21 protein-coding genes and 1 pseudogene are annotated in these 20,288 nt (G+C 73.8%); 16 read left to right on the top strand and 6 right to left on the bottom strand.

What is annotated here, in order from left to right:
- From ACWJ6R_RS10595 to ACWJ6R_RS10570, 6 genes are all read left to right on the top strand, one after another.
- The coding region (locus ACWJ6R_RS10595; RefSeq protein WP_449062046.1) for a hypothetical protein at positions 1-286 on the top strand (286 nt) is incomplete at its 5' end.
- A gap of 5 nt (positions 287-291) precedes the next feature.
- Complete coding sequence (locus ACWJ6R_RS10590) at positions 292-723, top strand: hypothetical protein (protein ID WP_449062045.1); 432 nt, start codon at positions 292-294, stop codon at positions 721-723.
- Positions 724-766: 43 nt separating this feature from the next.
- Positions 767-1,759, top strand: a complete 993-nt coding sequence (locus tag ACWJ6R_RS10585) for a nucleotide-binding protein (RefSeq protein ID WP_449062044.1) — start codon at positions 767-769, stop codon at positions 1,757-1,759.
- Positions 1,759-2,514: a hypothetical protein gene (locus tag ACWJ6R_RS10580; protein WP_449062043.1), complete on the top strand. Its 756-nt coding sequence runs from the start codon at positions 1,759-1,761 to the stop codon at positions 2,512-2,514. Before ACWJ6R_RS10585 ends, ACWJ6R_RS10580 begins: the two co-directional genes overlap by 1 nt.
- Positions 2,515-2,667: 153 nt before the next feature.
- A complete protein-coding gene (locus ACWJ6R_RS10575) occupies positions 2,668-3,999 on the top strand; it encodes a hypothetical protein (protein ID WP_449062042.1) in 1,332 nt (443 codons plus the stop codon).
- Positions 3,996-4,772 (top strand): glycoside hydrolase family 16 protein, encoded by a 777-nt coding sequence (locus ACWJ6R_RS10570; RefSeq protein ID WP_449062041.1) that lies wholly within the window; start codon positions 3,996-3,998, stop codon positions 4,770-4,772. The genes ACWJ6R_RS10575 and ACWJ6R_RS10570 overlap by 4 nt, the downstream gene beginning before the upstream one ends.
- A 120-nt stretch (positions 4,773-4,892) precedes the next feature.
- Here the strand turns inward: ACWJ6R_RS10570 and ACWJ6R_RS10565 are convergent, their stop codons facing one another.
- Positions 4,893-5,342 (bottom strand): GNAT family N-acetyltransferase, encoded by a 450-nt coding sequence (locus tag ACWJ6R_RS10565; protein ID WP_449062040.1) that lies wholly within the window; start codon positions 5,340-5,342, stop codon positions 4,893-4,895.
- Between the two features lie 258 nt (positions 5,343-5,600).
- On the opposite strand from ACWJ6R_RS10565, the gene ACWJ6R_RS10560 reads away from it, so the two are divergent.
- Entirely contained in the window at positions 5,601-6,041 is a 441-nt protein-coding gene (locus ACWJ6R_RS10560; protein WP_449062039.1) for an LCP family protein, read from the top strand.
- Positions 6,038-7,012 (top strand): LCP family protein, encoded by a 975-nt coding sequence (locus ACWJ6R_RS10555; protein WP_449062038.1) that lies wholly within the window; start codon positions 6,038-6,040, stop codon positions 7,010-7,012. The genes ACWJ6R_RS10560 and ACWJ6R_RS10555 overlap by 4 nt, the downstream gene beginning before the upstream one ends.
- 148 nt (positions 7,013-7,160) lie before the next feature.
- Here the strand turns inward: ACWJ6R_RS10555 and ACWJ6R_RS10550 are convergent, their stop codons facing one another.
- Positions 7,161-7,529 carry an ArsR/SmtB family transcription factor gene (locus tag ACWJ6R_RS10550; protein WP_449062037.1) on the bottom strand — a complete coding sequence of 123 codons (369 nt, stop codon included), beginning with the start codon at positions 7,527-7,529 and terminating at the stop codon, positions 7,161-7,163.
- Between the two features lie 174 nt (positions 7,530-7,703).
- Here ACWJ6R_RS10550 and ACWJ6R_RS10545 point away from each other — a divergent pair, with 174 nt between their 5' ends.
- From ACWJ6R_RS10545 to ACWJ6R_RS10520, 6 genes are all read left to right on the top strand, one after another.
- Complete coding sequence (locus ACWJ6R_RS10545; RefSeq protein WP_449062036.1) at positions 7,704-8,729, top strand: 3-oxoacyl-ACP synthase III family protein; 1,026 nt, start codon at positions 7,704-7,706, stop codon at positions 8,727-8,729.
- Complete coding sequence (locus ACWJ6R_RS10540; protein WP_449062035.1) at positions 8,729-9,460, top strand: glycosyltransferase; 732 nt, start codon at positions 8,729-8,731, stop codon at positions 9,458-9,460. The genes ACWJ6R_RS10545 and ACWJ6R_RS10540 overlap by 1 nt, the downstream gene beginning before the upstream one ends.
- Positions 9,461-9,468: 8 nt before the next feature.
- Positions 9,469-10,812 carry a cytochrome P450 gene (locus ACWJ6R_RS10535; protein ID WP_449062034.1) on the top strand — a complete coding sequence of 448 codons (1,344 nt, stop codon included), beginning with the start codon at positions 9,469-9,471 and terminating at the stop codon, positions 10,810-10,812.
- Between the two features lie 91 nt (positions 10,813-10,903).
- A complete protein-coding gene (locus ACWJ6R_RS10530) occupies positions 10,904-12,388 on the top strand; it encodes an AMP-binding protein (protein ID WP_449062033.1) in 1,485 nt (494 codons plus the stop codon).
- Between the two features lie 179 nt (positions 12,389-12,567).
- Entirely contained in the window at positions 12,568-13,503 is a 936-nt protein-coding gene (locus ACWJ6R_RS10525; protein WP_449062032.1) for an NAD-dependent epimerase/dehydratase family protein, read from the top strand.
- 124 nt (positions 13,504-13,627) lie between these two features.
- Positions 13,628-15,130: an LCP family protein gene (locus tag ACWJ6R_RS10520; RefSeq protein WP_449062031.1), complete on the top strand. Its 1,503-nt coding sequence runs from the start codon at positions 13,628-13,630 to the stop codon at positions 15,128-15,130.
- A gap of 38 nt (positions 15,131-15,168) precedes the next feature.
- Here the strand turns inward: ACWJ6R_RS10520 and ACWJ6R_RS10515 are convergent, their stop codons facing one another.
- Positions 15,169-15,672, bottom strand: coding sequence for a DUF2867 domain-containing protein (locus tag ACWJ6R_RS10515; protein ID WP_449062030.1), 504 nt, complete (start codon positions 15,670-15,672; stop codon positions 15,169-15,171).
- A gap of 257 nt (positions 15,673-15,929) precedes the next feature.
- Here ACWJ6R_RS10515 and ACWJ6R_RS10510 point away from each other — a divergent pair, with 257 nt between their 5' ends.
- Together ACWJ6R_RS10510 and ACWJ6R_RS10505 are read left to right on the top strand one after the other, a co-directional pair.
- A complete protein-coding gene (locus ACWJ6R_RS10510; RefSeq protein ID WP_449062029.1) occupies positions 15,930-16,907 on the top strand; it encodes an ATP-binding protein in 978 nt (325 codons plus the stop codon).
- A 64-nt stretch (positions 16,908-16,971) separates the two neighbouring features.
- Positions 16,972-17,358, top strand: coding sequence for an SCO5389 family protein (locus ACWJ6R_RS10505; protein ID WP_449062028.1), 387 nt, complete (start codon positions 16,972-16,974; stop codon positions 17,356-17,358).
- 82 nt (positions 17,359-17,440) lie between these two features.
- On the opposite strand, the gene ACWJ6R_RS10500 is transcribed toward ACWJ6R_RS10505, so the two are convergent.
- From ACWJ6R_RS10500 to ACWJ6R_RS10490, 3 genes and pseudogenes are all read right to left on the bottom strand, one after another.
- Positions 17,441-18,526 (bottom strand): LLM class flavin-dependent oxidoreductase, encoded by a 1,086-nt coding sequence (locus tag ACWJ6R_RS10500; RefSeq protein ID WP_449062047.1) that lies wholly within the window; start codon positions 18,524-18,526, stop codon positions 17,441-17,443.
- Between the two features lie 26 nt (positions 18,527-18,552).
- Positions 18,553-19,222, bottom strand: a pseudogene (locus ACWJ6R_RS10495) (ribonuclease HII).
- A gap of 179 nt (positions 19,223-19,401) precedes the next feature.
- Positions 19,402-20,288, bottom strand: an 887-nt coding sequence (locus ACWJ6R_RS10490) for a hypothetical protein (protein WP_449062027.1), incomplete at its 5' end; no start/stop codon positions are given.

Genomic DNA, 20,288 nt, shown 5'->3' with positions numbered 1-20,288 from the left:
CCGGCGGCCCGGCGGACCGGGCGGACCGGCGGACCGGGCGCACGACACCCCCCTCTACGACGCGCTGCTCTCCCAGATCGCGTCCCGTGCCGGGCACGCTAACCTCGACGTCCCCCTCTCCATCCCCTCCTCCGCCGGTCCCCCCGGTACGGCCCGCGACCCCGAACGCCCCCGCGACGGGTTGAGGACGCGCTTCGCCGAGGCGCTCACATGGGCGGGGAACCGGTTCCGGACGACGACGTTGAAGATCGTCGTCATCGTCGTCGCCGGCACCGCGGGGACCTGACGGGGATGAACCTCCTGGGCCCCGTCGGCGGCGAGCGCCCGGCCGGGTCCCTGCCGTCCTCCAGGCCCCAGGCCGCCACGACCGCCGCGCCCTCCCCGCCCACGGCCTTCCCCGAGGAGAGCGCGCTCGCCGCCGAGGAGGGCACGCTCGCCGCCCGGCTTCCCCTGCCCGTCGAGGTGACGCTGGACGAGTACGGCCGGGGCGAGCTGACCCTGACCGTCACCTCAGGAGAACCGCTGACCTGGCGTGCGGCGGCTCCCGGCCTGGTGGTGAGCCCGTCCGGCGGGACCCTGGAGCGGGGGGACACGGCGGTGATCGCCCTGCGCGCCCTGCGGGTGCGCCACTGGTGCGGTCCCGCCCCCTTCGTCACCGTCCCGCTGACCCTCCACGGACCCGACGACTCGATCTCCACGAAGGTGCGCTGGCGCACCTGCTGACGACCCCGTGCCGGCACCGTTCCGCACGAAAGGACCCCCGACGATGACCGAGACCTCCCCCCAGATCCACTCCACCCCGCCCAACCCGTCCGACGCGCAACTGGAGTCGGTCCCGCTCACCGCGGAGCACCTGCTCACCAACCGGCGGCCCGAACCCTCCGGGGGCTGGCGGCGACTCGTCTGGCTGCTCTCCGGAAAGAAGATCATCCCTGCCGAGTCCGCGGCGGAGATCGAGCGGCGCACGCTGATCGCCCAGGCCCAGACGCCGGTCGCGCGGGGGCACCACCGGATCGCGGTGATGAGCCTCAAGGGCGGGGTCGGCAAGACCACGACGACCGCGGCCCTGGGCAACACCCTCGCCTCCCTGCGGGGCGACCGGGTGATCGCGATCGACGCCAACCCCGACCGGGGCACGCTCGGTCTCAAGGTCAAGTCGGAGACCGCCGCGACCATCCGCACCCTGCTCGCCGAGGCGCCGCACGTCCTCCGCTACGCCGACGCCCGGGCCTTCACCTCGCAGTCGCCTGCCCGGCTGGAGATCCTCGCCTCCGACACCGATCCGGCCGTCAGCGAGGCGTTCAACGCCGAGGACTACCGTACGGTCGCCGGGCTGATCGAGCGCTACTACTCGATCTGCATCACCGACTGCGGGACCGGCCTGCTGCACGGGGCCATGGGCGCGACCCTGGACCTCGCCGACCAGATCGTGCTGGTCAGCCTGGTCGCGGTGGACGGGGCCAACTCGGCCGCCGCCACCCTGGACTGGCTCAACGCCCACGGCCACGCCGACCTGGCGCGGAACGCCATCGTGGTGCTGAACGCGGTGGAGCCGAAGACCGACGTGGACCTGGACCTGCTGGAACGCCACTTCAACACCCGGTGCCGCACCGTGATCCGCATCCCCTACGACCCGCACCTCAAGGAGGGCGCGGAGGTGGACCTCGCCCGCCTGCGGCCCACCACCCGGGGCGCCTACCTACGACTGGCCGCGGCGGCGGGTCAGGCGTTCAGCCTGCACCCCGACCGGAGCCACTAGTGCCGCCGGCCGTCGAGGACTCCGTGCTCGACGTCGACCTCGGCCCGCCGGGACGCGCGTCCCGGCGGCGGGTCATCGTGGTCCTGGCGGTCGTCGGGCTGATCGTGGCGGCGGCCGTGGGGTGGCGTCTCCTGCGGTCCGGTACGGCTCCGCCGCCGGCCGCCGCCTCGCCGTCCGCAACCGCCCCGGCCTCGGTCACCCTCGCCTCGCCCTCCGCCTACCAGGGCGACGCCGGCTATCCCGTCGGGTTCCCCCGCACCGAGCTGGGCGCGGCCTCGGCGGCGGCGGCCGCGCTGGAGACCGCCTGGACGCTGGACTCCGCCCAGGCGGAGCAGGCCGCGGTCCTGTACGCCCCGCCGGAGCAGCAGGACGACGCCCGCAAGGCCGCGGCGGCCACCGTCCGGGGCTGGCGGGAGACCGTCGGCCTGCCCGCGGAGGGGAAGCTGCCCGAGGGGGCGGCCCTGCGGACGGAGACGATCGGCGTGCAGTGGCACAAGCGGGCGGAGGACCAGGTCCAGGTCTCCCTCCTGGTGCGGGTGACCGCCACCAAGGGCGCCGCGGACGACGGACCGGCGTACTCCAGCCCCATCGCCATGAGCGTGCTCATGGTCTGGCATCCCACCGTCCGCGCCGGGGCGGGGGACTGGGTCAACACGCCCGACCCGCTGCCCACGGTCGTGCCCCAGGTCGCCTTCCCCGGCACCCCCGAGTTCACCGCGGCCGGGTGGAAGGCCGTCACCGGTCCCACCCCGTGACCGGGTTCCGGTGACAGGGTCCCGCCCCCACCGATCCCACTCCGTGACCGGGTTCCGGTGACGGGTCCCGCCCCCATCGGTCCCATCTCGTAACCGGCCCGGCCCCGTGACCGGTCCGACTCATATACCGCGACAGATCGAGGAAGAGCCCTCATGTCCCCACGTAGCTCCTCCCGGCGCCTCACCCTCGTCTCCGGACTCCTCCTCGCAGGAGTGTCCGCGACGGCCGGCGCCCTCACCGCCCAGCCCTGGGTCGCCGCGGCGGCTCCCGGGCCGGCGCCGACCGCCCAGGACGACCCGCTGCCCATCCCGGTGGACCCCGAGCCTCCGGCGGCGCCGGAGTCCGAGGGCGGATCCGCACCCGAAAAGGACGGGCCCGCACCCGAGGAACGGCCCGAGCGGACCTCGCAGCCCGATCGGGAACGGGCTGCGGAGCGCGAGAACGTACCGCCGTCCGAGCAGGAGGCCGAGGACGGCCCCGTCCCGGATGAGGACGATCCGGCGCCCGCCCCCACCGCCGACGCGCCCTCGGCCTCCGCGGCCGCGACGCGTGGTCCCGGTCCCTCCCGAGACAGGACGGCGGTGCCGGAGAACCCGGAGAAACGGCAGGCCGAGCCCTCCCGGAGCCCGGTCCAGAAGCCGGCGGACGACACTCCGTCCCCGGCGAAACCCTCCGGCCCCGCGGGCACGGCGAGTCCTCAGCGCACCGCGCCCCCCGGCGACGCCCCTGACAAGCCGGACGAGCGGCCGGGCGGCGCGCAGCAGAACCCCGACGAGCAGCCGAGCGGGCAGCCGGACGAAGACCCGAGCAAGCAGCCGGACGGAGGCCCGCAGAAGAACCCGGACGAGCAGCCGGACAAGGAAGCGAACGAAGACCAGCAGAAGAACCCGGACGAGCAACCGGACAAGGAACCGCAGAAGGGGACGCAGAAGCCCGTACCGGATGCGACCGCCGCCAAGCCCTCGTCCAGCCCGTCCGGCACGCGACGGCCCGCCCCGGACCCCGGCTCCTCGGAAAGACCACGGACGGCCGCCCCGAAGCCCACCACCGCACGGCGGCCCGCGCCGGACCCGGCCTCTCCGAGGAGAACCGTCTCCCCCGCCCCGGAGGCCGCCGAGGTCTCGTCGGAGGAGCAGCTCCCGGTCCGGTCGCCGCTGCCGTACGCGTCCGGATCCCCGGCGGCGCCGGACGTCGTGCCGCTTCCCCTGCCGTCGCTCCGGGAGCTCTGCCCGCCCTCCGGCACCGCCGCCACCTGCTGGAACCTCGCTCCCTGGCACGGCCGTACCACCGATTCTCCTGACAGCTCACCTGCGGCGGAGCATGATGGTCAGCAGACGTCGGCGACGCCTCGGTGGGTCTTCGCACTCCCCGCGGCCTCGACGTCGGACCCGTCTGCCAAGGGCCGTTCGGCCCCCGCTCAGGTTGGTTGCTGGGCCTTCAGCCCACCCACGCTCTGCGCCAGATTCCAGGAGAGCAATCCATGATCCTCCGTTCCCGCGCCCGGACAGCCGTTCTCAGCATGGTGACGATGCTGGCCCTGGGCACCGCGCTCGGCGCCGCGCCCGCCGAGGCCTCGTCCGCCTGCCCCGCCGCCCCCGACGGTTCCAGCGCCGCCAAGGCGCGCGGCTGGGGGGCGCCGGTCTGGTGCGCCGAGTTCGAGGACGAGTACCTGGACTCGTCCGACTGGGTCTTCTACGACACCCCCGGGCACGCGGGCAAGGGCCGCCGTACCTCCAAGGAGCTCTACCTGGGCAACGGCGCGCTCTACCTGCACGGCCTGGCCGACGGGACCACGGCGGGGCTCGGCGCCCGCCACGCCCAGTCGTACGGCCGGTGGGAGACCCGCATCCGCCTGTACCGGGGTGCGGGCGCCTACCGGCCGATGGCCCTGCTCTGGCCGAACGGCGGGGGCGGCGGCGAGTACAGCGCCACCCGCGAGGAGATCGACTTCATGGGGGTCTACAACGACCCCAACCGGCAGCGGGCGGACTTCTTCCTGGAGACCCCCAAGGGCGGGCACGAGCTGGGCTACGCCGACGTGGACATGACCACCTGGCACACCTACGCCGTGGAGAACAGCCCCGCCGGGGTCGTCGGCTACCTCGACGGGCGTGAGTGGTTCCGCTCGTCCCACTCCACCCGCAGCCCGATGTCGCTCTGCCTGCAGCTCGACTGGTTCCCCGGCGAGGGGAGCAACGGGGAGGCGTGGATGGAGGTCGACTGGGTCCGCATCTACCCGATGAAGGCCGACGGCTGACGGCCGTACCGGACCGGCGGACCGGGGCGGACCGACAGGCGGCCGCCGTACCGGACCGGCGGACCGGGGCGGGCCCGGGGCGGGTCACCCGCGCGGGCCGCTCCGGGGACGGGGTGGTCGTCAGAGCCGCAGTTCCAGGAGCTGGCCCGGCCACTCGCCCACGGTGAACGGCTCGGTCCTGGTGAAGCCCTGACTCTCGTAGTACTTCACCAGGCGGCCGTCGTCACCGGCGTAGCAGTCCACCCGGACCAGCGAGACCCCTCGCTCGGCCGCCTCGGCGCGGGCCCGCTCCAGCAGCGCCGCGCCGACGCCCCGGCCGGGGAAGCGCCGGTCGACAACCAGGACCCGAACGTAGACCTCGGGTTCGGGGGCGGGCACGACGTAGGGCATCGCCGGTCCGAGGACGAGGCAGCCGGCCGGCTCGCCGTCGACCTCGGCGATGCGCATCCCGCCGCCCGCCGCCCACTCCTCCACCCGCGCCACGCGGGCGGGGTCGGTGGAGAACGGCTCGCTGCCCCACTGCCCGGTACGGCCCTGCGCCGTCAGCCACGCCACCGCGCTGTCGAACATTCCCAGAACGGCCCGAACGTCATCAGGGCCACCATCTCGGATAACCATCGGCGGATCGTAACAGGAGCCGCGTTCCGTCATCACGCCACGTCAGAGCGGCGCACCGGAGTTTCACCGAACTCCGCAGCACGCTCAGTAGACTCGGCGGCAGCCGGAGCACGGCTCCCCTGCCAGGGCGCACGCCCCTGGCCCGTCCCCTTCCGGAGTCACGTCAGGGATTCGGCCCGTGGGCCGGTTCCTCCACGCTGGAGACAACTGGTGAGCAGTGGATCGACCGACGCGCCTCCGAGGCCCGCGGATCCGGTGAAGCCCCGGCCGCGCCGCCGGTGGGTGTGGTGGCTGGTGGCGGCGGTGACGACCGTCACGGTCGGGGTGAGCGCGACGGTGGTCGGCGCGTACGTCAGGTTGTCGGGGAACGTCCGGCACGTCGAGATCGGCACGGAGGACCTCGGGCCGCGCCCGGTGAAGGCCGAGACCAAGGCGGTGAACGTCCTGATCGTCGGCTCCGACCAGCGCGACGGCAGGAACGCGAAGTACGGGCGGTTCCCCGGGGAGCGGACCGACACGATCATGCTCGCGCACATCTCGCCGAGGCGCGACAACGCGGTCGTCGTCAGTTTCCCGCGCGACTCGATGGTCCCGCTCCCCGCCTGCCGGGCCCGGCACGGGCTGCCCGGCCAGTACCCCACGTGGGGATGATCAACGAGTCGTTCAACTACGGCGGCATCGCCTGCACCTGGAAGACGATCGAGACGCTCACCGGCATCCGCATCGACCACTTCGTGAAGGTCGACTTCACCGGGTTCAAGGACATGGTCGACGCGGTCGGCGGGGTCGAGGTCTGCGTGCCCGAGCCGATCAACGACACCAAGGCCCTGCTCACTCTCGACGCCGGACGGCAGACGCTCCGGGGCGAGCAGGCCCTCGGTTACGTCCGCGCCCGCTACAGCCTGGGCGACGGCTCCGACATCGGGCGCATCCAGCGGCAGCAGATGTTCATCGCCTCGATGCTGAAGAAGGTGATGAGCGGCGAGACGCTCACCGACCCCGCCCGGCTCTTCGGCTTCCTCGACGCGGCCACCCGGTCGGTCACCACCGACCCCGGCCTCACCCCCGCCGTCATGAAGGATCTCGCGCTCAGCGCCAAGGGCCTGGCCGCCGGGCGGATCCGCTTCGTCACGACGCCGTGGCGCTACTCGCTCGTCCACCCGGGGAAGGTGGAGTGGGTCGAGCCGCTGAGCACGAAGCTGTTCCGCATCGTCGCGCACGACCGGCCGCTCACCGGATCGGGGGTCAAGGGAGGACAGGCCAGGGTGCCGCGCTCGCAGATCAACGTCGAGGTGCGCAACGGGACCTGGCGCTCCGGCCTGGGCACGCTGGTGGCGGCCCAGTTGGAGGAGCGGGGCTACCACGTCTCCAGGATCGGCGACACCGCGCGCAAGCCGCGCCCCCGGACCACGATCGCCTACTCGCCGCGGGGCGCGACGAAGGCGCCGGTCCTCAGCCGCGACCTGCTCGCCTCCACCGGACGACTCCTCCCCGCCGAGACGATGGGCCGGCTGGTCCTCGTGATCGGCGACGACTGGCGGGGGGTCAAGGAGCTGCGCCCGAACGACACCGACAGCATCAAGGGCTTCGACGCCACCCACGACTCCTGCGCGAGCGCCTGACCGGCTCCGCCTCCCGTCACCCGCCGTCCCCGCCCCGGCTTCCGGCGGGCGGGCCCGGCGTCGCTCCCACGGGAGCCTTTCGGGCCGCGGGCCGCGGGCCCGAGAACGGGATCAGCCGTGGCGCAGGTGCTCGCGGCCGAGGTCGAGGTCAGCCGTGGCGCAGGTGCTCGCGGCTGAGGTCGAGGAGCATGCGCACGTGGGCGTCGGCGAGGCGGTAGTAGATCATCCGGCCGGACCGGCGGCTGGCCACGATGCCCGCGGTGCGCAGCAGCCGGAGCGCGTGGGAGACGGCCGTGTCGCTGACCTCGACCGCCTCGGTGAGGTCGCAGACGCACAGCTCTCCGGCCTCCAGGAGCGCGTAGAGGAGCTGGGCCCTGGTCGGGTCGCCGAGCAGCCGGAACAGCTCGGCCAGCCGTACGGCCTCCTCCGCGGTGACCAGCCGGTCACGGGTCGCCGCCACCTTCGCCTCGTCCGGCTCCACTGTCGTGCACGCGTCCAGACCGGCGACGGCTTCCATGGGTGAACTCCTGAACAGCTGCTCAAATGATAATGAGTATCGTATCAACCCTTCGTCCGTGGAGCGGCGGCAGAATGCCCGACCGGCTTCGTCGCTCCCCCTGACTAGGAGAAATGCCATTTCGGGTTATACATTGCGCAGGCACTGGGAGACCTGACCGGATGAGGGGGCGCGATGAAGGCCCGTATCACGGGCGTCGCGACGTATCTGCCCGAGCGGACACTGAGCAGCTCGGACGTGGAGCGCCGGATCGAGGGATACGCACCCCATCGGGGGATCGTCGAGCGCATGACGGGAATCCGGCTGCGGCACGTGGCCCGCGACGACCAGCAGGCCTCCGACCTGGCCGTGGAGGCCGTACGCGGACTCACCCGGCCTGGAGCCGGAGCCGACGGGGTCGCCCGGTCCGCCGGGGCCGACGAGGCCGGTCGCGTCGCCTGTGCCGACGCAGATCTGATGATCTTCGCCTCGGCCTCGCAGGACATGGTCGAGCCCGCCACGGCGCACATCGTGGCGGCCAAGCTGGGTCTTTCGTGCCCGGTGTTCGACGTCAAGAACGCCTGCAACAGCATGCTCAACGGCATTCAGGTGGCCGAGGCGCTGATCCTGTCCGGGGCGCACCGCAAGGTCCTGGTCTGCTCCGGTGAGACCCCGTCTCGGGCGATCCGGTGGCGGGTCCGGGACCGGGCGCAGTTCGTGGACTCCTTCGCCGGATACACGCTCTCCGACAGCGGGGCGGCCGTGCTGGTCGAGGCGGACGCCGAGCGCGGCATCTTCTACCGCGACTTCTCCGCCGACTCCGCCGCGTGGGCGGTCGGCACCCTGCCCGGCGGCGGCTCGGTCCACCCCCGCGACCCCGAGTACTCCTACTTCCAGGGCGACGGGCGGCGGCTGAAGGAGGCCTTCGAGCGCATCGGTCCCGACATCTTCCTCAACGCGCTCAAGCGGACCGGCCTGACCTGGGACGACTTCGCCGTCGTGGCGGTCCACCAGGTCGCGATGCCCTACCTGCGCTTCCTGGCCGAGGTGCTGGACATTCCCGGAGACAGGCTGGTCGTCAGCCTGCCCGAGCACGGCAACTGCGCCTCGGCCACGCTCCCGCTCCAGCTCGCGCTGGGCTCCTGGGGACCCGGCGACCGGGTGGCGCTGCTGGGCCTGGGCGGCGGGATCAGCATGGGCGTGATGCTGGCGGAGATGTGATGGACCTGTGGGTGATCGTCCCGGCGTACAACGAGGCCGCCGGCATCGAGGCGACGCTGCGCGCGCTGGCGGCGCAGGACGACCGCGGCTTCACGCTGCTCGTGGTGGACAACGCGAGCACCGACGGCACCGCCGAAATCGTCCGGCGGCACGGCGTGCAGGTGGTCTCCGAGCCGCAGAAGGGCACCGGCGCGGCCTCCGACACCGGTGTGCGGCACGCCATCGCGCACGGGGCGACCCACGTCGCCCGCACCGACGCCGACTGCCTGCCCCGCGCCGACTGGGTGCGGAGCATCCGCCGCGCGTTCGGTGACGGCCTGGAGATGGTCGGCGGGCGGCTCGTGCCCCGCACCGACGAGTTCCCGCTGAAGTTCTGGGAGCGGCGGCTCATCCCGTTCGTGATCGACGTGGCGGCGGCGTTCGGCCGGTTCCGGCCGGGCAACCGGGACCCGCTCTACCGGGGACCGTACGTGATGATGCCCGGCTGCAACCTGGCCATCACCGCGGAACTCTACGAGCGCGCGGGCGGCTTCCCGCGGACCGCGATCGAGGAGGTCCACGAGGACCGCGCCCTGGTCAACCGGGTCCGCAAGGTCACCGCCGCGTACGGCTCCCGCCGCGACGTCGTCGTGCACGGCTCGGTCCGGCGGCTGCGGGCCTACGGTCTGGCGGGCACGCTGGCCTGGTACGCCGACCACCGCTACCGGCCCGACGTGGTCGACATCCGGTGATCCGGACCGTGAACCGGACCGTGAACCGGCTGATGGATCATGAGGCGCGCCTCTACCTGGCCGCCCACCCGTTCGCCTACCCGCTGATGCGCCTGCTGGCCCGGCTCGGCCCGGTGGTCCGGGTGCCGGGGCTGGGCGTGGTGGTCAACGACGCCTCCGTGGCGCGGGCCGTACTGACCGACGAGCGCTTCCGCAAGGACGGTCCCGGCTCGCCGGGAGACCTGTGGACGCCGGTGCTCGGGCCGTCCGTGCTGCTCAACATGGAGGGCCCGGACCACCTGGCGCTGCGCAGGAAGCTCATGCCGCTGTTCACCCCGGCCTACGTCGCGGGCCTGGTGGACGAGGTGCTGCGTGAGCCGCTCGCGGCGCTGGACGCGCGCCTGGCGCGCGGCGAGACCGTCGACCTGGTGGACGCCATGCGGGTGATGGCCGGAGCCGTCATCTGCCGGACCATCGGCCTGGACCTCGGCTCGGATTCCGGATCAGGTTTCGGCTCGGGCCCTGATTCTGGTTCCGGCTCGGGGCCTGGTTGGGGTTCCGGTTCGGCCGCGGTCGCCGAGGCGCGGGCCAGGGAGCTGTTCGCCGAGGGGGAGCGGGTCGTCTCGATGGTCTCGCTGCGCTCCCGGCGGTTGTCGGACCGGCAGGTCGCGGTCGCCCGGGAGGTCCTGGACCGGATCGGAGACATCGCCCAGGCGGCCTATGAGGCGGAGGACGAGGCCACGGTCATGGGCCGGATGCGCGCCCAGGGCCTGTCCGCGGCCGAGGCGAGGGGCGCGGCCGGGGCGTTCTTCCTGACGGGGACCGAGACCGTCGCCACCTTCGTGCCCCGCCTGGTCGCGCTGGTCTTCGACCACGGCATCGACCTCGGGCCCGGCCGCGAGGCCGGCACAGGCTCCGGAACCGGGAGCGAGAGCGAGAGCGAGAGCGAAACCGGAACTGAGCTCAGAACCGGGACCGGGACCGGGACCGGTGCGGCGCTGGACGGTCTGGACCGGGTGATCGACGAGGCCATGCGGGTCACCACCCCCACCCCGCTGATGCTCCGCTCGGTGTCCGAACCCGCGCGGGTCGGCGGGGTCGCGGTACGGCCCGGCGACCGGGTGCTGATCGTCACCCACAACTGCGCCCGCGCCCACGGCCCCTTCGACCCGTCCCGCCCGCATCCTCCAGAGTTGCGCCACCTCTGGTTCGGCGCGGGCCCCCACTTCTGCATCGGCTACCCCCTGGCCCTGGCGGAGATCCGCGCGGTGGCCTCGACGGTGCTGTCCCGCGGCGTCCGCGTCACGGGACGGCGCGCCGCCAGAGGGGTCCTCATCCCCACCTACGAGCACCTGTGGATCACCGCCGCATGAACGCCCCCGGCCCCCCGGACCGCCCGACCCCACCGGCCCGCCGCTTCGCGGACGCCGCCGGGGTCCCTTCCACCCCCTGGACCGCCGCCGCATGAACGACATCGTCACCGGGATCATGGCCGCCGCCGGGCGGGAGCCGTACCGGACCGCGCTCGTCGACGGCCGCGGCCGGGAGATCGCCTACGGCACGCTGGCCCGCCGGGTGGACGCGGTCCGGGCCGCCATGGACGGGCTGGAGCCGGGGGACGGGGTGCTGTTCGCGGTACGGCCCGGCGTGGACGCGGTGGTGACGGCGCTGGGCGCGGTGGCGGCGGGCGGGACGCTCGTGCTGGCCGATCCCGGCCTGGCCCCGGGGGTGCTGGCCGCCCGGATGGCCGCCACCCGGCCCAGGTGGGTGGTCACCGAGTCGCTGCTGCACACCCTGAGCGGGCCGCTCAGGTCCCTGGCCCGGCGCCGCGGCCTGCTCCTGCCCGACCTGCGCGACCCCCTCCCCGGCCATCCGGTCCGCCACCTGTACGCGGGACCATGGCTCCCGGGGGTGCCGCGCGGCGCGCTGCGGCTGAGCCGCCTGCCGGAATCTCCGGAAGAGCTCGGTCCGCGGCCGTCCCGGGCGGACCAGCCCGCCGCGGTGATCTTCACGTCGGGGACCACGGCCAGCCCGCGCGGAGTGGTGCACACGCGGGGGTCGCTCGCGGCGGGGCTGGAGCTGTTCCGCAGCGCGTTCCCGCTCGGGCCGGGCGACGTCGTGCACACCGACCAGCTGATGCTGGGACTGCCCGCGCTGATGGCCGGGGCCACCTGGTCGCTGCCCGGCCGGGGACCCCTGGCGGCGGAGCTGGCGGAGCGGAAGGCCACCCACACCTTCGCCGTGCCGGTCCGCCTGGACCGGCTGCTCCGGGAGACGCCCCGGTTGCCGAGGACCCTCCGCCACCTGCTGCTCGGCTCCGCCCCCGCACCGGCCGGGGTGCTCCGCCGGGCGGTCGGGGCGGGCCCCGAGGTGCTGTCGGTCTACGCGATGACCGAGGCGCTGCCCATCTCGATCGCCTCGGCGGAGGAGAAGCTCGCCCACACCGGGTCGGGCGCCGAGGGCGACCTGCTCGGGGCTCCCCTGCCGGGGGTGGGGGCACGCCTGGCCGAGGACGGCGAGCTGCTGGTCTCCGGGCCGCACCTGGCCGGCCGCTACCTGGGCGGGGAACCGCTGCGCGAGGTCGCCACCGGTGACCTGGTCCGGATCTCCGGCGGCCGCCTGGTCCTGATCGGCCGGAAGAAGGACATGATCCTGCGCGACGGGTTCAACATCTATCCCGGCCTCTACGAACCCGTGATCACCGCGCTGCCCGGGATCGCCGAGGCCGCCATCGTCGGCCTGGCGGATCCGGAGACCGGTGACGAGGAGGTCGTGCTCGCCGTCGTCCCCGCGTCCGGCTACGACGAGGCACGGCTGCGCGGAGCCCTGCCGGACCTGGTGGACGCCGGCGCCCTCCCCGACCGGGTCGTCGCCCTCGGCGCCTTCCCCCGCTCCGGCCGCGCCGACAAACTCGACCGCGCCGCGCTCCGCGCCCTGGTGGCCCGGTGAACGGCCCGGCCGGTGGCCCGGCCGAGGACGCGATGGGTGGCCCGGTGGTGAACGGCCCGGTGATCAACGGTCCAGTGGTGAACGGTCCGGTCGGCGGCCCGGTGAACGGCCTGACGGCGAGGGCGGCGGATGCGGGGGGGGGAGGCGGGGGGAGGCGTGGTCCGGCGATGAGGATCGCGGTGACGGGTGCGTCGGGGTTCGCGGGCGGCGCGGTGTGCCGGGCGGCCCGCGCCGAGGGCTGGGAGGTGCACGCCTTCGGGCGGCGGCCCGCGGTGGAACCCGCCCACGTCGGCGGCGCGCCGTACCTGCCGTGGGATCTGCTCGGCGGGCGGGGCCTGCGGCCCGGGCTGCCGGAGGTGGACGCGGTGGTCCACTGCGCGGGCGGCGTCACGGACTGGGGGCCGCCGGCGGAGATCTGGGCGGCCAACGTGGCCGGGACCCGGAGCGCGGCGGAGGCGTTCCCCCGGGCCGGGTTCGTGCACGTGAGCACGGCGAGCGTCTACGACCCGTTCCGGCCGACCGTGATGGCGCGCGAGGACGAGGCCCCGGTCGCGCGGTACGTCAACGTCTACGGCGCGTCCAAGGCCGCCGCCGAACGGGCCGCCGCGGAGGCGGCTCCGGGCCGGGTGATCGTCCTGCGCCCGCACGCCGTCTACGGTCCCGGGGACACGACGCTGCTCCCCCGCGTACTCGGCGCGGTCCGGGGCCGGCGGCTGGTCGCCGTGGGCGACGGACGGCAGCGGGTCAGCCTCACCTCGGTGGGGAACCTGGCCCGGGCCTGCCTGCTCGCGGCCGAGGCCGTACGGCGCGGCACCCGCGGTGTCTTCAACGTCACCGACGCCGAGCCGGTCGTCCTGGACGACGCGCTGCGCACGATCCTGCGGGAGCGGGGCGTCGCCGCGGAGCCGTACTACCTGCCGCTCCGGCTCGCCGAGCCCGTCGCCGCCCTCGCCGAGACGGCCGCCCGGCTGCTCGGGCGGACGCGTCCGCCCCGCCTGACCCGGTACGCCGTCGGCCATCTGGCCGTCGAGCGCACGCTGGACATCACCGCCGCCCGCGAGGTGCTCGGCTACCGTCCGGCCCCCACGTCGTTCGCGGGCGCTGCGGACTGGTGAGCCCGGCGGGCCCGCGTCTCTCGATGGGATTTGATCCAGACATGACCCTATACATGGCCTAATAAGCCGATATCGAGTACTAACCTGTGGCAGTCTCCGGGGACGGACGGGGAATAGTGAAGAAATGGCAGGTCACAGGCGTCGTCCCGGCATCGGATCGAGCCTGGCTTTCACGCTCGGCTCGGCGGTGCTGTGGGGCCTGGCCCACCTGCGGGCCGGACGGCGCAGGACGGGCGTCCTGCTCATGATCTCCTCCCTGACCGTGATCACGGCGGCCGCGACCGCGCTCCTCACCGCCAAGTCCTTCCTGCTGACCCTGGCCGTGCGGCCCGGCTGGCTGCAGGCCTTCGGAGTGGTCGCGCTGCTGCTGGGAACCGTCACCGCCGCCGTGGTCGTCCGTTCCTACCGGCTCCTCCGGCCGCAGGGCCTCGGCCGGGCCGCCCGCAGGCTGTCCGCCTTCGCCGTGGGCCTGCTGTGCGTGCTGGTGATGCTCCCCGCGGTCTACGCCGCCCGGCTCACCCACGTCTCCCAGCACGTGATGACCTCGCTGTTCGCGGCCGGCACCACACCCGTGCCGGCCGACCCGTGGCGGGGCCGGGACCGGCTCAACATCCTGCTGGTCGGCGCGGACGCCGCCACCGGCCGGTACGGCGTGCGCACCGACAGCGTGACCGTGGCGAGCGTCGGCACCCGCACCGGTGACACGGTCCTGATCGGCCTGCCCCGCAACCTGGAGCACGTCCCCATGCCGCCCGGCCCGGCCCGCGACCGCTTCCCGCACGGCTTCGCGGGCGAGCCGCCGCACACGCCGGGGATCCTCAACGAGATCTGGCAGTACGCCGAGGACCACCCCGAGACCGTCCCCGGCACCCCCGACGGCGAGCGCGGTCCCACCCTGCTGAAGCGGACGGTCGGCGACGTCCTCGGTCTGGACGTGCCCTACTACGCGATGGTCGACATGCGGGGCTTCGCCAAGATGATCGACGCGATGGGCGGCGTCCGCCTCACCGTGCCCGAGCCCATCGTGTACGGCAGGCGGAACGAGGGCGTCGTCCGGCCCGGCACCCGCGTCCTGTCCGGCGAGGAGGCGCTCTGGTACGGCCGGTCCCGCACCCACACCAGCGACTACGTCCGGATGAGCCGGCAGAAGTGCCTGCTGAACGCCGTGGCCAAGCAGGCCGACCCGGTGACGGTCATCGGCGGCTTCGAAGAGATCGCGGACGCCGCGCTGGACACCGTGTCCACCGACATCCCCCGGCCGCTCCTGCCCCACCTGGTCGACCTGGCCGACAAGGTGAAGGAGACCCGGATCAGGAGCCTGCAGTTCGTCCCGCCCGCGATCGACCCCATCGCGCCCGATTACTCCCTGATCAGGCGCAAGGTCGCCGCCGCGCTGCCCCCGGGCGCCACCGCCGCGTCCGGCCCGGCCGCCCGGTCGGCCACCACCCCTGCTCCCGCCCCGCCACCGAGCCCGACGGCATCGACGGCATCGACGGCATCGGAATCCGGCCCGGCACCGGCCCCCGACACGACCCCGGCATCCACACCGGCACCGGCACCGGCACCGACGCCGACACCGACACCGACACCTCAGGAGACCGTCGTCCTCGACGAGACCTGCCCTTGACCTCCTCCGGCCCCGCGATGTCGAGCGGGCGGCCCCGGCTACGGGCGCGCGCTCCCGGCTCTCGGCGCGACTCCCGCCCTGGCCATGCCCGCGACCACCAGGTGGTGGAAGGGGCGGATGACGTTGAAGTAGACCGGCCCGGTCCAGCGGTGGTACTTCACGACGGTCACGACGTGGAAGCGGCCGGGCTCGGCCACCACCGCGATCCACGCGCTCAAGTGCGACTCCGTGGTGCCCGCCACGAAGTAGCGCCCCTCCTCAGCCTCGGTGACGGTGAAGAAGGCCAGCTTCTCCCCGGACGTGAACGGGACGTCCTCCGGGCGCACGCCCGCGGCCGAGGGCAGCTCACCCTGGCGCATGCCGAGCAGGCGCACGAACCCCGCCCTGACCCGGTAGAGGAAGCGCATCCAGCCCGGCTCGTAGGAGATGAGCCCGGCCAGGAACTCCCTGAGGGTGACGTCCCCCTCGACTGTCTTGACGTCCACGTGGTCCGCGTCCCGGGTGAGGGCGCGGAGCTCCGGCCATTCGACGGCGTACGGCATGGTCGCTCCCGATCGGAGAGTAGGAGGGCAGGGCGGCCGGATCCGGGCACCCGGAAGGGCTCGACCCGGCGGTCCCTGCCGGGTCGCCACTCGAGACGATTCCATACGGTCCCGTATGGTCTGCATCCGGGGTGCCTCCGGACCGGGTCACGACACGCCCCTCTTTCCGCCAACCCGCACCCGGACCTCACTCGCCGTGGCATGATGGCCACGCGCAGAGGTTGCAATGGTTTTCATAATCAGATTGGATCGTCGTCGTGAGGGTGGCATTCGTCGGCAAGGGCGGCAGCGGCAAGACGACTCTGTCGGCGCTGTTCGCGAGATACACGGCGCGTCAGGGCGGCCCGGTCGTCGCCGTCGACGCCGACATCAACCAGCATCTGGGCATGGTCCTGGGCGTGGAGGAGGGCGGGCTGCCCCGCCCGATGGGCGCCCACCTGACCGAGATCAAGGAGTGGCTGCGCGGCGACAACCCCCGCATCACCTCGGCCGCCGCCATGGTCAAGACCACTCCGCCCGGCCGCGGCTCCCGGCTGCTGAGCCTGGACCCTGCCGACGACCCGGCCGACGACCCGGTCCACGCCCGTTTCTCGACCGTGACGCCGGAGGGCCCGCGCCTGATGGTCACCGGCCCGTTCAACGAGGAGGACCTCGGCGTCGCCTGCTACCACTCCAAAGTCGGCGCGGTGGAGCTCTACCTCAACCACCTCGTCGACGGCCACGGCGAGCACGTCGTGGTGGACATGACCGCCGGGGCGGACTCCTTCGCCTCCGGCCTGTTCACCCGTTTCGACATGACCTTCCTGGTGGCCGAGCCGACCCGCCAGGGCGTCGGCGTCTACCGGCAGTACCGCGAGTACGCCGCCGACTACGACGTGCCCATCGCGGTCGTCGGCAACAAGGTCCAGGGCCCCGGCGACGTCGCCTTCCTGCGCGAGCACGTCGGCGACGACCTGCTCGTCTGCCTGGAGCACTCGGCCGCGGTGCGGGCCATGGAGCAGGGCCGCCCGTTCACCCTGGAGGACCTGGAGCCCGCCAACACCGACGCCCTCGGCGTGCTGCTCAAGCACGTCGACTCCCAGGAGAAGGACTGGGAGCGGTTCGGCCGCCAGACCGTCGAGTTCCACCTGCGCAACGCGCGGGCCTGGGCGAACCGGGCCGTGGGCGAGGACCTCGCGGCCCAGGTCGACCCGGATTTCGTCTTCGGGCCCACACGAGTGTCGCTCCAGCGCTAGGTGGAGCGGCGGACGGACCCGATCTAGTGTCTGAAAGATCCCCTTTCCGAGAGGAGAACGCAGCATGTCGCTGACCGTTTCCAAGGACCTTCTCGACCAGGCCCAGGCCGGCGAGGTGGACGACGCGGCGTTCGTCGCCTGCGTCCGCGACTCCCTGCCCTACGCCTGGTCCCTGATCGACGGCCTGGTCCGGGAGCGGGCGCGCACCGGCGCCGAGTTCACCGACAACACCGTCCCCCCGCCCAGTGAGGAGGCCCGCGGCCAGCTCCTGCGCTGCCTGGCCAGCGACGCCATGCGCGGCGCCCTGGAGCGCCACTTCGGAGTGAAGCTGGCCTTCCAGAACTGCCACCGGGTCGCGGTCTTCGACCCGTCCGCCACCTCGGCCCACGCCGAGTTCACCACCGCCCGTTCCCAGATCCTCAACCAGTCCCCCGAACTCGTCGACTGCTGAGGCTTGTGCTCCTCCGGGTCCGCCGGGCGGTGTCCTGCGGACCCGGAGTCGCGTTCCCGTCCTTTCCTGTGCCCTTGGTCGACTAACGGATCCGGGGCAGGACCTCGGCGCCGAGGCGTCTGATGTTCTCCAACGTCCGGGCATGGTCGCCCGCGCCCTCGACCATCAGGATCAGGTGCCGCAGGCCCGTCGCGGCGGCGGTCCGCCGGATCGACGCGACGCAGTGGTCCGCTGAGCCGACCGGATGCGTCGCGCACAGGAAGTCCACATAGGCCGGGACGTCCCGGCGCGGCCGAGGCCGCCCGTCTACCGGCACGTATCCCGCCAGCCCCGGCTCCAGCCAGCGCGGCATGCTCTCCCTCAGCTCCCGTACGGCCTGCGCCGTCGAGTCGGCCACGTATCCCACGGCGGCGGCGACGTGCCCGGGGTCCCGCCGCCCCTCCGGACCGCGCGCCGGGGCGTCCACCCGATCGAACCCCACCCGACCGGGCCCCGCCTGATCGGGCCCCGCCTGATCGGTCGCCGGCGCGTCCGCCCGTCCCGGGTCCGCGGCGTCGTAGGCCCGGATCATGGCCGCCTTCTCCTCGTCGCCGACGTGCATGCCGAGCAGCATCGGCAGTCCCCGGGCGGCGGCCAGCGCCGCGGTCCCCGGCGAGGTGCAGGCCACCACCGGCCGCAGCCGTGCCGCCGGGACCACCGGTACCCGGCGGAACCGGAAGAACTCCCCGTCGGCCGCGACCTCGCCTCGCTCCAGCGCCGCGCAGAGCAGGTCGAGCGACTCGGCGAAGCCCCGCTCGAACCGGTCCAGCCCCGTGCCGAACACCTCCAGATCCACCCATGGCCCACCCCGGCCCACGCCCAGCAGGAAACGCCCGCCCGAGACCTGGTCGAGGACGGCCGCCTGCTCGGCCAGGTCGACGGGGTGCCGGGTGGACAGCACGCTCACCGCCGTGCCCACCCGGATCCGGCTCGTACGGCCCAGCGCCACCCCGGCCAGCGTCGCCGCCGACGGGCACACGCCGTACGACATGAAGTGGTGCTCGGCGATCCACGCGTCGTCGAACCCGGCCTCCTCGGCGGCGACGACCGCCTCGACCGTGTCCCGCAGCACCTCGCCCGGCGCGCGGCCGGGGAAGCCCGCCGCGACCAGGAAGACGCCGATCCGCATCGCCCCGGCCATCCCCGTCGCCCCGGCTACCCGAAGAGCCCGAGCTGGCCCGCGCCCGCCGCGGCGTCGCGGTGCCTCCTGAGGTGGCGCCAGCGGGGCAGTTTGTCGAGGTAGGACCAGGACAGCCGGTGGTGCTCGGTCGGGCCGTGCTCGGCGAGGGCCCGCTGATGGACCGGAGAGGGGTAGCCGGCGTTGCTCGCGAAGCCGTACGCGTCGAGACCGAGGGAGGCCATGTAGGCGTCGCGGCGGACCTTGGCGATCACCGAGGCGGCGGCGACGGAGACGCAGGACAGGTCGCCCTTGATCTCGCACCGGACCTGCCAGGGCGGGCCCAGGTAGTCGTGCTTGCCGTCCAGGATCACCGCGTCGGGCCGGACCGGCAGCTCGGCGAGGGCGCGGCGGGCGGCCCGGCGCAGCGCCTCGGTCATGCCGAGGGCGTCGATCTCCTCGTGGGACGCCTCGCCGTACCCGATCCCGGCGGCCCAGCCGGTGATCTCGGCGACCATCGCCTCGCGGCGGGCCCGGCTGAGCAGCTTGGAGTCGGTGAGCCCGGCGGGCGGCTCGGACAGGTCCGTGACCACCGCGCAGACCGCCACCGGCCCGGCCCACGCCCCCCCGGCCGACCTCGTCGATCCCGGCCACCAGCTTCGACCCGCCGTCGGACAGCAGGTTCTCGAGCGCGTAGGAGGGAGGCACAGGAGAAGCCTAACCTCGCGCTTTCGCCGCGGGGACGGCCCGGATCGACCGTCCGAACGTGGAGAGCGCCCGAACCGGGACGATCGAACTCATCCGCCGCGGCCCGGGCGGCGGTCTCCCCCGCCCGGCGTCGTGGCCGGGCGCGGGAGTCCCGGCCTCGGCACGGAGATCGACAGAGGTCATGACGCGGCTCCGGTGAGCTGGGCGTGAAGGCGCCTGCACTCGTGGGCGAAGCGGCTCGTCCGGCGCCCGCGCGCGAACTCGGCGACCACCGGGATCTCCCCGCGCGCGCCGGTCCAGCCCGCCACATCTGCGGCGAAGGCGACGAGTTCGGCGTGGATCACGGTGACGCGCCGCCCCTCGCCCGGCGGCGTCCCGGGCAGCATCCCGGGAAGCATCCCGGGAAGCAGAGCGCGCAGGATGCGCCACACCTCGTGGTGGCCGCCGGCGTCGGCCAGCTCGGCCAGGGCCGCGAGGGCGGGGCGGGTCTCCCGCCACGTGCGGCGCAGCACCAGCGCGAGCTGGCGGCCGATCGCCTCGGCGGGTAGTTCGCCCCCGGCGGCCATGCTCAGGACCAGCGGGATCGTGCCGGGCACGCTCCCGGCCAGGAGGAAGGCGAGGATCACCGCCGTGGCCTCGCCCATCGGGCCCTGGGCGGTCTCCAGGCCGGTGATCTCCGTGGGCGTCACCCTTGCGCCCCAGCCGCCGCGCAGCAGGAAGGGCAGGAAGTTGACGGCCACGACCTCGCGGTGCGAGGGCAGCATGGCGGGCCACGCCCGGAGCGTGCCGCTGTACTCGTCGATCGTCCAGTCGAACGGCTCGCGCAGCAGCACCTCGTCGATCAGCCGGTGGCCGGTCGGGGCCGTCACCCGCACCACCGGCCGCAGCCTGACCTGGGTGAAGTGCTCCGGTTCGCCGTCGCCGAACTCGACCATGGACGCGTCCACCATGTGCCGCCACACGTGGCCGCACTCGGGGTCGGCCATGCCGTCACCGGCGAGCCAGCGGGCGGCCGATCGCGCCGCCTCCGAGTCGGCCTTGGCGGCCCGGTCGGCCGCGGCCGGGT

The organism is Planomonospora algeriensis (assembly GCF_977012225.1).
Note: the sequence above shows the minus strand (reverse complement) of the source record. Positions and strands in the feature narration are given on the sequence as shown.